This is a genomic window from Pseudomonas sp. A-B-19 (genome assembly GCF_019947515.1).
In the GTDB taxonomy this organism is placed as follows: domain Bacteria; phylum Pseudomonadota; class Gammaproteobacteria; order Pseudomonadales; family Pseudomonadaceae; genus Aquipseudomonas.
In genome coordinates, this window is sequence record NZ_JAGYGN010000003.1 from 209336 (window position 1) to 223255 (window position 13920).

A 13920-nucleotide genomic window follows, 5' to 3' on the forward strand; every position below is an offset into this window, starting at 1 on the left:
GGGTGGCATTGCTCGAGTCCCGAACATGGGAGAAGTCTGATCGAGCAGTACAAAAATCGGAATTACACGTAGGAAATGCCCTTGAGTCAGGGCTTTTTGCAGGGTAACACCGCGACTTCTGGCAGAAAGGCGGTGCAATATATGGAAACAGATCGATCCGGCGTGACGGCGACTCCGCACCCGGCGTCCCGATAACTGTTGGTTTGAAAAAACCGCTGAGGCACCCGCAGAGGTGCATCCCTCAAACCTGGCCTTGACCCGTGAGAATGCTATGGAACCCGGAAACGCCCAGCTGTCGATGACGGTATTGATGACCCCTGACATGGCCAACTTCTCTGGCAATGTTCACGGCGGCACCCTGCTCAAATACCTCGACGAAGTGGCCTACGCCTGCGCCAGCCGCTATGCAGGTCGCTATGTGGTGACCCTGTCGGTGGACCAGGTCATTTTCCGTGAGCCGATCCATGTCGGCGAACTGGTGACCTTTCTCGCCTCGGTCAACTACACCGGCAACACCTCCATGGAGGTGGGTATCAAAGTGGTGACCGAGAACATCCGCGAGCGCTCGGTGCGTCACACCAACAGCTGCTTCTTCACCATGGTTGCGGTGGATGACCAGCGTAAACCTGCATCGGTACCGCCACTGCAACCGCAGAACAGCGAAGACAAGCGCCGCTATATGCAGGCCCAACAGCGCCGGCAGATTCGCCAGGAACTGGAAAAGCGTTATCAGGAAATCAAGGGCGACGCTTAAAGCTAAAGATCGCAGCCTGCACCAGCTCCTGCAAGTAGGTCACATTCCCTTGCAGGAGCTGGCGCAGGCTGCGATCTTTCTGCCCAAATCTGCTTAAAAACTGATCGAAGTCGCCTCGAACCGCACCCGCGGATGGGCAATCCGGTCCTGAGCCCTAACCAGTTCCAACTCGTAGCTGGCACAGGCCTGGGTTTCCAGCAGCACTTCATGCACCGCCGACGCCGTGAACTCAAAGGCTGCCACCAGGCTGTCACCCAACAACACACGTGCCAGGAACAACCCGGACGTCAAATCGCCAACACCCACCGGCTGACGCGGGAACGCCAGCAACGGGCGCTGCAAATGCCAACTGCCCTCAGCCGTCACCAGTAGCATCTCGAAGGTCTCTGCCGATTTACCGGGATAGTCCAGATGCTTGACCAGCACCGCTTTCGGGCCGCGCACCAGCAATGCACGCGCCATGGCCAGGCAATCGAACAGCGATTGCGGTTTGCGCCCCGAGAAGCTGTCCAGCTCCAACTGGTTCGGGCACATGAAGTCCGCCACGGCGGCGGCCTCTTCCAGCAGGAAATCACTGACTTCCGCCGGAACACTGCAGCCCTTCTCCGGATGCCCCATGACCGGGTCACACAGGTACAGCGCCTTGGAATTCATCGACTTGATCCGCGCCACCCCTGTCAGGATCGCCCGGCCCTGGGCCGCACTACCGAGGTAACCGGAGAGCACCGCATCACAGTTGCCCAGCTCGCCAATCGCCGCGATACCTTCGACCAGGTCAGGTATCTGGTGCGGCGCCAGCACTTCACCGGCCCACTGACCGTACTGGGTGTGATTGGAAAACTGCACAGTATTGAGCGGCCAGACATTCACCCCGACCCGTTGCATCGGGAAAACCGCGGCACTGTTGCCGGCGTGACCGAATACCACGTGGGACTGGATAGCGAGCAAATGCGGAGTACGTTTCATGCGGTGGATTTCCGTAAAACGATTGAAATTCTAGCCGCGCAGTATGCGACTAAACGCAGCCTGTACGACAGACCAGCGACGCAGTTAAGCTGACACTATCTTGTTGGAGCACCCTGTTGATGCTGACCCTTGGAAATATATTCGTGCTGATGCTGTTCGCCACTGCCGGCGCATGGCTATGGCACAACCACGGCTTGCGCGAACGCGCGCTGGAGCGGGTCAAGCAGCATTGCGGCAAACTCGGGATCGAATTGCTGGACGGCAACGTAGCCCTGAAAAGAATCGCGTTCATCAGGGATGCCAGTGGTCGACGACGTCTGGCCCGTGTGTATAACTTCGAATTCACCGTGACGGGCGAAACCCGCCACAACGGCACCATCACCCAGTTCGGCGCTCACAGCGCACAGATTGAACTGGCACCCTACCCGGTCTCGTTCGACGAAACCGAACCGGTGGTCGACGTGGCGAAACCTCGTGCGCAAGTGATCGAGCTGAGCCAGTGGCGTCAGGAACATACCAAGTGGCGACCATGATTGGTTAACTCGATTCGGGTCGGCACGCAGCCAGTTCTTTCTGCAATAGCTCTGCATTCTGCGGCTCACTGAAAATCAGCTCGATACGCGAATCCTGCCGCCATTCACTGGGCCGCCAGTCCAGCAACGAGTTATCCACCGCGTTTGCCGAAACCCACCCTTGAACACTGTGGATAACCAGTTTCGCCCGCTTCCAGCCAAGGCTTTCAAGCCAGCGGCCAACCTGCGCGGCATCAAACACCTGGCTCGAATGCCAGCGCCATCCGATGCTCCAGCCACCGTCCTGTTCCTGACTCAGGCAAATGGGCAATGCGGGATCGCTCCAGACGGCCGGCAGCTGCGCCAATCCCTTGGGCACGACGAAGTTATCCACACCTGCCAGCGCTTTGGCATTCAGCCCCGGTAACTCGCTCAAGGGTAGAACCGCCTGTTGCGTCCAGTACAGAGGGGTCGACGGCAACTGCCCGGCGATTCGCTGGCGACTTACTTTTTCGAGACCTTCAGATTTGTTCAGCAGCAACAATCCCGCATTGCTCAGCGCTTGCTGCTGCGCCTGCGGCAACGGTTTGCCTGCGGCAAGCGACTGGGCGTCCAATACCAGTACACAAGGCTGAACAGCCAGTACGCCTTGCCACGGTGCTTCGCTCAGCTGCCTGAGCAACTGCGCCGGATGTCCCAGCCCTGAGGGCTCGATAAACAGGCGGTCCGGTTGCGCCTTGCGCAACAAACGCCCAAGACCAATCTGAAACGGCGCCCCGTTGACGCAACACAGGCAGCCCCCGGCCACTTCGCCCAGTGCGATACCATCGGCGTCCCGGGTCAGTAGCGCAGCGTCGAGTCCGATCTGGCCGAACTCGTTGATCAACACCGCCCACCGCTCGCCAGCCGGGCGCTGAGCCAACAGGTGTTTGATCAGGCTGGTCTTGCCGGCGCCCAACGGACCGGCAATGACATGAGTGGGGATATTCTGCAGCATGGTCGATGATTTCTGAGGAGGTGATGGATGCGGTTGATTGGCTTGTCGTTGCTCCTGGCACTCGTTTCAGGCGAGGCACTGGCCCAGGCTTGTGTGGTTCACAGCCAGGGCGAGCGGCTTGACGTCCAGGTTTGCCAGCAGAACCGCAATATCCCGCCCAAGCTCTTTGCCGACGGTTTCTGCCAGCCGAACCTGGCCGGGCAGAAAGTCGAAGTGCAGTATGTCGATCAATGCCCCGGCGGCGCATTTGGTATCTGCAGCAACGCCCAAGTCGCCAATATGCCCTACCGCCAGGATATTCACTATTACGGCGTTGCCACCGACGCGGCATATTTGCAGCCGTACTGCGAGACCCAGAGCCAGGGCACCTGGCTCAAGCCCTGAAGCGCCAGTAGAGGATCAGGCAACCTCTTCGTACCAAGGGCCGAATGGATCGGGCAGCAAACGCCAGCCTTCTGCGCCCAGCGCCATTTCCTCATCGGTCAGCAGGCAGGCGTCCAGTTCGGCCGTGAGCTGCGTGAAATCGATTTTCTGGCCAATGAATACCAGTTCCTGGCGGCAGTCCCCGCTGTCGGCGATCCAGTTTTTCATGATCCCGGATGTACTTTCCGCGTCCTGCGGCCACTGGTTTTTTGGTACGAAACGCCACCAGCGCCCGGCAAAACCATAGCGCATCAAACCACCAGCCTGAGACCAACTGCCGGCGTCCATGTGCTTGCTCGCCAACCAGAAAAAGCCCTTGGAGCGCAGCAGCTTGCCGTTGTCCCAGGGACCGTCGATGAAGTTGAAGAAACGCTGCGGATGGAACGGCCGGCGAGCCCGGTAAGCACTTGAAGCGATGCCGTATTCCTCGGTTTCCGGCACATGCTCGCCGCGCAGTTCCTGCAACCATCCCGGGGCCTGGGCAGCCTTTTCGAAGTCAAAACGACCGGTGTTGAGAATCTTGTTCAAGGGGATTTCACCCATCGCCATCGGAATGATTTCCGCCCGGGCGTTGAGCCGCTCAAGTATGGCGATCAGCTCCTCGCGCTCGTGGCTGCTGATCAAGTCGATCTTGCTGAGCAAAATCACATCGGCGAACTCGACCTGCTCAATCAACAGATCGGTAATCGAACGTTCGTCTTCCTCCCCTAGTGTTTCTCCTCGGGAAGCCAGGCTTTCGGCAGCCTGGTAGTCGAGCAGGAAGTTCATGCCATCGACCACCGTGACCATGGTGTCCAGACGTGCGATGTCGTTGAGGCTCTGGCCGTTTTCATCGCGGAAGGTAAAGGTTTCCGCCACGGGCAGCGGTTCGGAAATACCGGTGGACTCGATCAGCAGATAGTCGAAGCGGCCTTCCCTGGCGAGTTGGCTCACTTCCTCCAGCAAATCTTCACGTAACGTACAGCAAATACACCCGTTACTCATCTCTACCAACCGTTCTTCAGCCCGGTTAAGGCTGACATCACGCTGAACTTCGGTGCCATCAACGTTGATTTCGCTCATATCGTTGACGATGACGGCAACCCGTAAACCATCGCGATTACGTAGTATGTAATTAAGAAGTGTACTTTTTCCGGCGCCTAAAAAGCCGGAGAGAACGGTCACGGGGAGTCGATTGGACATCTGCATATTCCTCACAGGGATGCCCGGTCGCTGTGTCGGGCCTATATAATGTTATACTGTAACAGCATCAATAAACCATCCCCCCTTGCCTGGCAAGGCAAAGGACAGGATGCTGAACGCAGGTCCCATCGTGAGAACCACCATGCACAATGCCCTGAAACCTGCACTCATCATGCTTTCCCTGCTGGTTGCTGCCGACGCGATGGCCCAGATCCCGAGCCTGGCCAAGTGCACCCGCAGCGCCAACCTGCTGGCCTGTGTGGATGCAGATGGCAACGCCTATAGCGTCAATACCGCCGGAAGCACGATCTATCTGCGGGGTTTCGAGACGGCCGGAAAACGCTATTGGGCGCAGACCAACAGCCGCTACGGCCAGTTTGTATTTTTCACCGGTATCGCTTCCGATGGCGAGGCCTGGGTTGGCTACAACCAGCGCGTCGGCTGGACCACAATCAACCGGTTTTCCAGCTCCGGCGGCAGCAGCGCCAAGTTCACTTGCAGCCGGATCGCTGGCTGTTAAGCCTCTTTGTTTTTCTGTTGATGGCGTGAAATCTGACTGAGCATGTGGCGGTTGTGCATGATGAAAGTCCGTTCATGAAAAAGGCATCGCCGATTTAATCGTTATGATATAACATTTTAAGTCAACTCCCTCGATGGACCTACTCATGAATGCGCTGACTCTGCCGGATATCGCCGCGCAGGCCTCACGCCAAGCCCTGCCACTGGAGTGGGTGGGCATGTGCGGCATTGCTCTACCTGTTTTGTTTGATGGCCAACGATTGAATGCAAAGGTCGATGCCGGCGTGAGTCTCGACGATGGCAACGCGCGCGGCATTCACATGTCACGGCTCTATCTGGCGCTTGAATTGCTGGAGCAGGAAAACCTTTCTCTGGCTTTATTGAGGAGGGTTCTGCAGCGTTTTCTTGATAGCCACGAAGGGCTTTCCAACAGTGCTTACTTAACCATTCATGCCGACTTGTTGCTGAAAAGGCCGGCGCTGATCAGTCCATTGTCTGGCTGGAAAAGCTATCCGGTCATCATCGAAGCGCGATTGAAAAACGCGATGTTCCACGTGGAACTAAAAATCGATGTGCCTTATTCCTCAACCTGCCCCTGTTCCGCAGCCCTTTCTCGACAGCTGATTCAGCAGCAGTTCGTCGACGATTTCGCCAACAAGGCACTGCAACACGCAGAGGTTTTAGCGTGGCTTGGCTCCACGAACGGCATCGTCGCCACACCTCACAGCCAACGCAGCAGCGCAATGTTGCGCGTACGGCTGGCAGATTTTCTGGATGAGTTGCCTCTGATCGCCGTCATCGACGACGCCGAAGCCGCACTCGGCACCGCCGTTCAAACAGCGGTAAAACGCGCCGACGAACAGGCCTTCGCCCTGGCCAATGGTCAGAACCTGATGTTCTGCGAGGACGCCGCACGCCGTTTGAATCTGGCCCTGAAAAGCTCCACAGGCATCAACGCCTTCCACATTCGTGTCACTCACGCCGAAAGCCTGCACGCCCATGATGCCATCGCCGAAAGCCGTTTCAACTGGGAGGTCGCATGATTGCTTGCCACGCTTTGCGCTGGGGCGCACCGGGACAGCCACTCACGCCAGCGCTGGACTTCGAACTGTCGAAGGGCAGCCTGACGGCCATCATCGGCGCGAACGGTTCCGGGAAAAGCAGCCTGTTGAAGGTCATTGCCGGCTTGCAAAAACCGTTGGCCGGAAAAGTGCGACTGAGTGTTCCAATCAAGGGCAGTGTGTCGTTCCTGCCCCAGCAACAACACCTGGACAGACAATTTCCGATCAGCCTTCAGGCATTGGTCGCCGCCGGTTTCTGGGGCAACAAACAGTCACCAGATATCCGTAGCCAACGACTGAAAACCGTCCTCGAAAACTGGCGCCTCAACGGCCTGGAAGATCGACCCTTGATGGCCCTCTCCGGCGGCGAATTGCAACGCGCCCTGCTCGCCCGATTGAGCCTGGCCGGCGCACCCTTGCTGTTGCTCGATGAACCCCACGCGGCCCTTGATGAACTCGGCCAGGCATTGCTCTGGAAGCACATACATGAATGGCACCTCGAAGGCCGGACACTGGTGATCGTATGCCATGACCTGGCCGCCGTCCGCGAGCACATCCCATACACGTTGCTGATCAAAAGCAGCGGTTGTGCATTCGGCCCGAGCACCGAACTGATCCGCCAACAACCACACGCACAGGTGGCCTGATGATCGCTGCCGCGCATCTCTGGCAACCATTCCAGGAGTTCGTCTTCATGCGGCGGGCGCTGCTCGGCGGGCTGGTGTTGGCGTGCAGCACGGCACCACTTGGGGTGTTTCTGATCCTGCGGCGCATGAGTCTGATCGGCGATGCCGTCGCCCACGGCATCCTTCCCGGGGCGGCGCTGGGTTTCTGGTTTGCCGGGTTGAGCCTCCCGGCATTGACCATCGGAGGTCTCGGCGCAGGCTTGAGCATGGCCGGCCTCGCGGCCTGGATTACCCGACGCACCGGTCTGCGAGAGGACGCCAGCCTCGCTGCGATCTATCCAATTTCCCTGGCCGGTGGCGTGCTGATTCTCGGCATCGCCGGCAAACGCCTGGACCTGTTGCACCTGCTGTTTGGCTCGGCTTTGGCTGTCGACGGCCCGACCTTGACCGGCATGCTTTGGGTCTCGGGCCTGAGCCTGATTGCCATGACACTGATCTACAAACCACTGCTGCTCGACACCCTCGACCCGCTTTTTCTGCAGACCGTCAGCCGACTCGGTCCACTGGCCCACGGCGTGTTCCTGACGCTGGTGGTGTTGAATCTGGTCATCGGATTCCAGGCGATCGGCGCGTTGATGGTCGTCGGCCTGATGATGTTGCCTGCCGCCGCGGCACGTTTCTGGAGCCGCCGCCTGCCGGTGCTGATCGTCGTCGCGGCCTTGCTCGGCAGCCTCTCGGTGTGGCTGGGTTTATTGATCTCGTTCTATTACTCACTGCCCAGTGGCCCGGCAATCGTGCTGGTCGCCGGCGGTGGGTATCTGTTGTCCGTGGTGTTCGGGCCGGTGCACGGTTTGCTGCGCCGCCCGCCTTTGCTCACATCCCAATGAGGTGTTACCCGATGCGCGCTTTACTCGTGCTGTTCAGCTTGATGCTGTCGATGTCGCTGTCTGCTGCCGAAAAACTTCAGGTGGTCACCAGCTTCAGCATCCTTGCCGATATGACTCGCCAGGTCGGCAAGGATCATATCCAGATCACCAACATGGTCGGCCCGGACGCGGACGCCCATACCTACGAGCCGACACCGGACGACGCCAAGGCGCTGCTCAAGGCCAGGCTCATCATCAAGAACGGCCTGGGTTTCGAGCCTTGGCTGGATCGCCTGGTGACGAGCACCGAGACCAAAGCACCGGTCATCAGCGCAAGCCACGGAGTCATACCGCGTAGCCTGAATGAAGACGGTGAAACCGTTCCCGACCCGCATGCCTGGCACAACCTGGCGAACACCGAGTTGTACATCGCCAACATCACCAAGGCGTTGATCACCGCTGACCCGACGAACACAGCCGACTATGAACGCAATAGCAAGGCGTACCTGAAACAGATCCATGCCCTGCTCGCCGAAGCCAAGGCCAAGCTCGGCTCACTGCCACCGGGCAACCGCAAGATCGTGACGTCCCACGACGCCTTCGGTTATCTCGGCCAGGCCTACGGCATCGAGTTCATGGCGCCTCAAGGCCTGTCCACCGAGCGCGAACCTTCAGCCGCCGAAGTGGCCGCACTGATTACCCAGATTCGTCAGGCCAAGGTCAAGGCGGTGTTCATGGAAAACATCAAGGACGCGCGCCTGCTCAAGCAGATCGCAGATGAAAGCGGCGCGCAGATCGGCGGCACGCTGTACTCCGATGCCCTCGCGGCGAGCGGTCCGGCCAGCACCTACACCGGGTTGTTCGAGTACAACCTCAACACCCTGTACAACGCTCTGAGCAAGCCATGATCCGCAAGAACCCTTCCGGAGATCTGCCGCTGATTGCCGAATCCGCGTACGTCGACAAGACGGCGATCATCTGCGGCAAAGTGGTGATCGGCGAGAACGTATTCGTCGGACCCTATGCCGTCATCCGTGCTGACGAAGTCAATGACTCAGGCGACATGCAGCCGATCACCATCGGCGCCAACTCGAACATCCAGGACGGCGTGGTGATCCACTCCAAATCCGGTGCGGCGGTCACCATCGGCGAGTTCAGTTCCATCGCCCACCGCTCGATCGTGCATGGTCCCTGCACTGTGGGCAATCGAGTGTTCATTGGCTTCAACAGTGTGCTGTTCAACTGCGTGGTCGGTGACGGTTGCGTGGTGCGGCACAACTCGGTGGTCGACGGGCGTGACCTGCCTGAAGCCTTCTACGTGCCCTCCACCACGCGGATCGGCCCCAACACCGACCTCTCGCAGTATCCGCCGGTGAGCGTCAGTGCCTCGGAGTTTTCCGAAGACGTGGCGCGCACCAACGTCGACCTCGTGCGCGGCTACAAAGCCCTGCAAAACGAGTTCTGACGCGGCAGGCCAAAAACGGCCATCGTGTCAGGACAAATTGCCTGGCACGACAAACGTCTTAATGTTTGCCCCTACGGTTTATGCGATAACGCTCGTTAGAAGCACGTGAGTACGCCGACCATGATCCAGATCACCTTGCCCGACGGTTCATTGCGTGAATACGACCAGCCGCTGTCCGTGCACGAGGTGGCCGCCAGCATCGGCCCCGAACTGGCCAGTGCGGCCGTAGCGGGCCGAGTCAATGGTGTGCTGGTGGACTGTGAATACATGATCGAGGCGGATGCCCGGGTCAACATTGTCACCCCACGGGAGCCGGACGGCCTGGAGATCCTGCGCCGCTCCTGTGCCTTGATGCTGGCGATGGCGGTCAAGCAACTCCACCCACATGCGCAAATGCGTGCGGGAAAGGAATTGGGCGACGGGTTCTTTTACGAATTTGCCGTCGAGCCACCGCTGACCCTGGCAGACCTGCCCCTCATCGAAGCGCGCATGCAATCACTGGCAGCGACCAATCACTCGATCCGCCGACGGCCGGTGCGTGAAGCGGTGTCGCTGTACCGGCTGGGGGACACCGAGTACCAGAGCCACGGACCGCATGTCCCCACCACCAAAGTCTTGCAGGCGTTTACCCTCGACCACATCAGCGGCACGTCACAACAACGGATCTACGGCACATGCTGGTCCAGCCATCAGGAACTGCAACAGTGGCGCGTTCCACCCCACGTGGTCGTTGTGAGCATGGATGACCGCCAGGCGACTTATGCACAAGCGGTGACTGAATCCTTGCGGCAACGGGGCGTGCGCGCCAGGGTCGACCTGCGTAACGAAAAAGTTCACTACAAGATTCGCCAGCACAGCCAGACCGTGCCGTATCTGGTGGTGGTGGGCGAGAAAGAACAAGCAGGAGGATTTGTCAGTGTGCGCAGCCGCACGGGGAAAGATTTTGGCCGGATGCCTGTCGAAGCGGCGTGTGAATGGTTGAGTCGGCCCGAGATTCAGGAAGGCCGTGCGGACGCCTTCGCGAGCAGGCTCGATCCCACAGGGGATTGGTGATCGACACACACATCCTGTGGGAGCGAGCCTGCTCGCGAAGCTTTTAAGCTCTTGGCTTCACAGTGCCGCAATCCTGCCCCAGCCAGACGGCGCGGGATTCGAGGCTGCCCTTCTGCTGGATGCCGGTGGCGTTGAACGTTCCGTTGACCTTGGTGGTGAACTCGCGATCGCTGAGGAATGTCGCCACGCCCGCACCCTGGGCTTTCGGGCAACTGAAACGGAACTTCCACTGATTGCCGGAGCGGTCGGTGATTTCCTGCTTGCAGCCCGACTGCGGGTCGGTCAACGGAATGTTGTCGGTCTTGACCTGTTCCGGGGTCAGGCACGCCCGGATCCCTTTACCGCCCATGGTAATGCCCTGTTTTTCCAGCATTGCACGCTGCTCAGGGGTCATCTGGCTCTGGAGCTGACCGAGGATCAATTGCAGGTCCGGCATGTTCTGTTCATCGACCTTCATGTTGCTCGTAGTCAGCTCCCACAATCCTGGTTGCAGCATTTGCGCGTGAGCCGCCACAGGAAGTGCCAAACCCAGTGCCATGGCCAAACCCAGCAGACGAACGTTCATCGAGTAACTCCTGATCAGTAGTGGCCGTTAGACGTCAGCCGCAGGCTTCGGTTCATGGGCCAATTAATTAGCGACATTCTGCACGGAACATGGTCTGTTAAGCACTGAATCTTCAGGAGCAAGGCAGCCCCCATGGATTATTTCGGACCGCATATTTTCGGTTATACCATCGCCCTGCTGCACTCGCTGGGCATGATCGCGGCCATACACGCCGTGTTGACCGTCCGTACCGCTCAAGGCTCGATCGCCTGGGCGCTGTCGCTGTTTTTCATCCCTTACTTCACGCTGATCCCGTACCTGATGTTCGGCCGCAGCACCTTCGATGGCTACATCAAGGCCCGGCGGCAGGCCAACGAAGAAATGCGCAAGGCTGTTTCCGAACTCAACTGGCGACCCTGGGTAGAAGAAGCGCTCACCGCCCGCGCGTCTTGCGCATATGCCTCACTCAGAGCAATGCCCAAGCTCGGACACATGCCCTGCCTGGCCAACAACCAAATGCGTCTGTTGATCAACGGTCAGAACACGTTCGAGGCCATTTTCGATGCCATCAGCCAGGCGAAAGAAGCCGTGCTGATCCAGTTTTTCATCGTTCACGACGACCGCCTCGGCCAGCGCCTGCAAGCACTGCTATTGAAAAAGGCCGCCGAAGGCGTGGCGATTTACCTGTTGTATGACCGAATCGGCAGCCACTCCCTGCCCCACGGCTACGTGCAGGCCTTGCGTGATGGCGGGGTCGAGGTCAAAGCCTTCGCCACCCGCAGTGGCTGGCTCAATCGCTTTCAGGTGAACTTCCGCAACCACCGCAAGATCGTGGTGGTGGACGGCATTCTGGGCTTCGTCGGCGGGCACAATGTCGGTGACGAATACATGGGCGAGAAACCGCCCCTGGCGCCCTGGCGCGATACCCACGTGCAAGTGCGCGGGCCGGTGGTGGCGTGCATGCAGGAGTCTTTCGCCGAAGACTGGTTCTGGGTGGCTCGTGCACTGCCGCCGCTGGTCCTGCCGCAGGTCTATCCGGAAGACGGCGTGCTGTGTCAGTTACTCGCCAGCGGTCCGGCCGATGCCTGTGAAACCTGTTCATTGTTCTTTGTCGAAGCCATCCACGCGGCGACCGAGCGGGTCTGGATTACCAGCCCGTACTTTATCCCTGACGAAGCCGTGTTCGCAGCATTGCGCCTGGCGGTACTGCGCGGCGTGGACGTGCGTCTGCTGTTGCCGTCCAGGCCCGACCATCGAATCGTCTACGCCGCCTCCAGCCTCTACGCCTTCGAAGCGGTGCGCGCCGGTGTGCGGGTGTTCCGTTACCAGCCCGGGTTCCTGCATCAGAAAGTGGTATTGATCGACAGCGAAATCAGCGCCATCGGCAGTGCCAACATGGACAACCGTTCGTTCCGGCTGAATTTCGAAGTGATGTTGCTGACCGTCGACCGCGCGTTCGCCGCCGAGGTGGAACAGATGCTCAATGATGACTTTGCCAACGCCCACGAAATCGCCAAAGAAGAAGGCCGGGAGACCCGCCGTGTCCAACAGCTCGGCATGCGGGTCGCCCGGCTTATTTCGCCGATTCTCTAGAGGTAGATATCTTCACGGGTCCATGGCAGTTCATGACTGCCATCGGCGTGGGCCTTCACTGCGAGAATCTGGTGCAGGTTGATCCAGCCGCGAGCGAACGCGTAGGCGCAACCCGCCAGGTACAGCCGCCAGATGCGCAGGACTTGTTCCGGCACCAGTTTGGAGGCCGCCTCGAGATTGTCTTCCAGGCGTTCGCTCCAGTGATCGAGCGTGCGAGCGTAGTGCAGGCGCAAACTCTCGACATCGACGATTTCCAGCCCGGCCTCACTGATTTGCGCAGAAATCATCGACAGGTGCGGCAGCTCGCCGTTGGGGAACACATATTTCTCAATGAATTCACCGGCACCGCGTCCCACCGGACGGCCGTCGGTGTATTTGGCGGTGATTCCGTGGTTCATCACCAGGCCGCCCTCTTTCACCGCGTCGAACAGGGTCTTGCAGTACTCGGCAAGATTGGCGTGGCCGACATGTTCGAACATGCCGACGCTGACCACTTTGTCGAAACGGCCATCTTGTGGCAGATCGCGATAGTCGAGCAGTTGCAGTTCGACCAGATCCTCCAGGCCTTCCGCTTTTACGCGTTCCCGGGCCAGGGCCAACTGCTCCTTGCTGAGGGTGATACCGAACACTTTCGCGCCAAACTCCCGCGCCGCATAACGCGCCAGTCCGCCCCACCCGCAACCCACATCCAGCAGGTATTCGCCGGGCTGCAGGCGCAGCTTGCGGCACAAATGACGGAACTTGGCTTGCTGGGCCTGCTCGAGGCTTTCGCTTCCGGTCTCGAAGTAAGCGCAGGAATACGCCATGTCGCTGTCGAGCCACAGCTGATAAAACGCGTTGGAAAGGTCGTAGTGGTAGGAGATCGCCTTGGCGTCTGTCTCTTTGTCGTGGGGGCTACGAACAGGCTGATTGTCGTCTTCGTCCAGCAACGCCTGGCTCCATTCATCGCAGACGCGGATCACATCGCTGATGGAGCCTTCCAGTTCCAGTTTGCCTTCGACATATGCAGCGCCAAGGGCATCCAGGCTTGGATGGGTAAACTGGGTGACCATTTGTGGGTCCTTGACCACAATCGTGACACTGGGCGTCGGCCCCAGATTGAATTCATGGCCATCCCAGAGTCTCAGGCGAAGCGGTAACTGCAGATTCTGTAAGGCCGGTGGAAGTTGCGCGAGCATGGATAATCCCCCTTGTTTCAGACGTCTGATCAGAGGGTAGACCATCTTTGAAAAATAGCTGGCTATCGAATTAATAGCCGTTTTCAATGAATCGCGACGCCTATACCTGCCGCCGCGAACACACAAAAATGATGTGCCCTCATCTCCAATGACTACGAACCGGGCGCACAGTTCTAAAAAG

Annotated in this window: 16 protein-coding genes; 11 read left to right on the forward strand and 5 right to left on the reverse strand. The window is 59.1% G+C overall.

Annotated elements, in window-relative coordinates; translation table 11 throughout:
* Positions 1-271: 271 nt before the first annotated feature.
* Positions 272-754: an acyl-CoA thioesterase gene (locus tag KGA81_RS04845; protein WP_007934430.1), complete on the forward strand. Its 483-nt coding sequence runs from the start codon at positions 272-274 to the stop codon at positions 752-754.
* Between the two features lie 93 nt (positions 755-847).
* Here the strand turns inward: KGA81_RS04845 and pdxY are convergent, their stop codons facing one another.
* On the reverse strand, positions 848-1720 hold the full coding sequence (gene pdxY, locus KGA81_RS04850) for a pyridoxal kinase PdxY (RefSeq protein ID WP_223544786.1): 873 nt from the start codon (positions 1718-1720) through the stop codon (positions 848-850).
* 119 nt (positions 1721-1839) lie between these two features.
* On the opposite strand from pdxY, the gene KGA81_RS04855 reads away from it, so the two are divergent.
* Complete coding sequence (locus tag KGA81_RS04855) at positions 1840-2253, forward strand: DUF3301 domain-containing protein (RefSeq protein ID WP_223544787.1); 414 nt, start codon at positions 1840-1842, stop codon at positions 2251-2253.
* A 4-nt stretch (positions 2254-2257) separates the two neighbouring features.
* On the opposite strand, the gene KGA81_RS04860 is transcribed toward KGA81_RS04855, so the two are convergent.
* Entirely contained in the window at positions 2258-3229 is a 972-nt protein-coding gene (locus tag KGA81_RS04860) for a CobW family GTP-binding protein (protein WP_223544788.1), read from the reverse strand.
* Between the two features lie 27 nt (positions 3230-3256).
* Between KGA81_RS04860 and KGA81_RS04865 the strand changes: the two genes are divergently transcribed.
* The gene (locus tag KGA81_RS04865; protein WP_116262392.1) at positions 3257-3613 is read left to right on the forward strand and encodes an NADH:ubiquinone oxidoreductase; all 357 of its coding nucleotides are present in this window, start codon (positions 3257-3259) and stop codon (positions 3611-3613) included.
* 15 nt (positions 3614-3628) lie between these two features.
* Here KGA81_RS04865 and zigA read toward each other — a convergent pair whose 3' ends face one another.
* The gene (gene zigA / locus KGA81_RS04870; RefSeq protein WP_223544789.1) at positions 3629-4834 is read right to left on the reverse strand and encodes a zinc metallochaperone GTPase ZigA; all 1206 of its coding nucleotides are present in this window, start codon (positions 4832-4834) and stop codon (positions 3629-3631) included.
* A gap of 142 nt (positions 4835-4976) precedes the next feature.
* On the opposite strand from zigA, the gene KGA81_RS04875 reads away from it, so the two are divergent.
* The 7 genes from KGA81_RS04875 to KGA81_RS04905 all read left to right on the forward strand — a co-directional run bounded on the left by KGA81_RS04875 (position 4977) and on the right by KGA81_RS04905 (position 10424).
* Positions 4977-5354 (forward strand): glutamine synthetase, encoded by a 378-nt coding sequence (locus KGA81_RS04875; protein ID WP_223544790.1) that lies wholly within the window; start codon positions 4977-4979, stop codon positions 5352-5354.
* 145 nt (positions 5355-5499) lie between these two features.
* Complete coding sequence (gene folE2 / locus KGA81_RS04880) at positions 5500-6396, forward strand: GTP cyclohydrolase FolE2 (protein WP_223544791.1); 897 nt, start codon at positions 5500-5502, stop codon at positions 6394-6396.
* The gene (locus tag KGA81_RS04885) at positions 6393-7061 is read left to right on the forward strand and encodes a metal ABC transporter ATP-binding protein (RefSeq protein WP_223544792.1); all 669 of its coding nucleotides are present in this window, start codon (positions 6393-6395) and stop codon (positions 7059-7061) included. Before folE2 ends, KGA81_RS04885 begins: the two co-directional genes overlap by 4 nt.
* Positions 7061-7927, forward strand: a complete 867-nt coding sequence (locus KGA81_RS04890) for a metal ABC transporter permease (protein ID WP_223544793.1) — start codon at positions 7061-7063, stop codon at positions 7925-7927. Before KGA81_RS04885 ends, KGA81_RS04890 begins: the two co-directional genes overlap by 1 nt.
* Positions 7928-7938: 11 nt before the next feature.
* Positions 7939-8814 carry a metal ABC transporter substrate-binding protein gene (locus tag KGA81_RS04895; protein ID WP_223544794.1) on the forward strand — a complete coding sequence of 292 codons (876 nt, stop codon included), beginning with the start codon at positions 7939-7941 and terminating at the stop codon, positions 8812-8814.
* On the forward strand, positions 8811-9371 hold the full coding sequence (locus KGA81_RS04900) for a carbonate dehydratase (protein WP_223544795.1): 561 nt from the start codon (positions 8811-8813) through the stop codon (positions 9369-9371). The genes KGA81_RS04895 and KGA81_RS04900 overlap by 4 nt, the downstream gene beginning before the upstream one ends.
* A gap of 120 nt (positions 9372-9491) precedes the next feature.
* Positions 9492-10424, forward strand: coding sequence for a His/Gly/Thr/Pro-type tRNA ligase C-terminal domain-containing protein (locus KGA81_RS04905; protein ID WP_223544796.1), 933 nt, complete (start codon positions 9492-9494; stop codon positions 10422-10424).
* Between the two features lie 43 nt (positions 10425-10467).
* Here the strand turns inward: KGA81_RS04905 and KGA81_RS04910 are convergent, their stop codons facing one another.
* Positions 10468-10989, reverse strand: coding sequence for a DUF3617 domain-containing protein (locus KGA81_RS04910; RefSeq protein ID WP_103396008.1), 522 nt, complete (start codon positions 10987-10989; stop codon positions 10468-10470).
* A gap of 132 nt (positions 10990-11121) precedes the next feature.
* Here KGA81_RS04910 and cls point away from each other — a divergent pair, with 132 nt between their 5' ends.
* Positions 11122-12561: a cardiolipin synthase gene (gene cls, locus KGA81_RS04915; protein WP_223544797.1), complete on the forward strand. Its 1440-nt coding sequence runs from the start codon at positions 11122-11124 to the stop codon at positions 12559-12561.
* On the opposite strand, the gene cfaB is transcribed toward cls, so the two are convergent.
* Entirely contained in the window at positions 12558-13739 is a 1182-nt protein-coding gene (gene cfaB / locus KGA81_RS04920) for a C17 cyclopropane fatty acid synthase CfaB (protein ID WP_223544798.1), read from the reverse strand. The two genes, cls and cfaB, sit on opposite strands and share 4 nt — an antisense overlap.
* Positions 13740-13920: the final 181 nt, after the last annotated feature.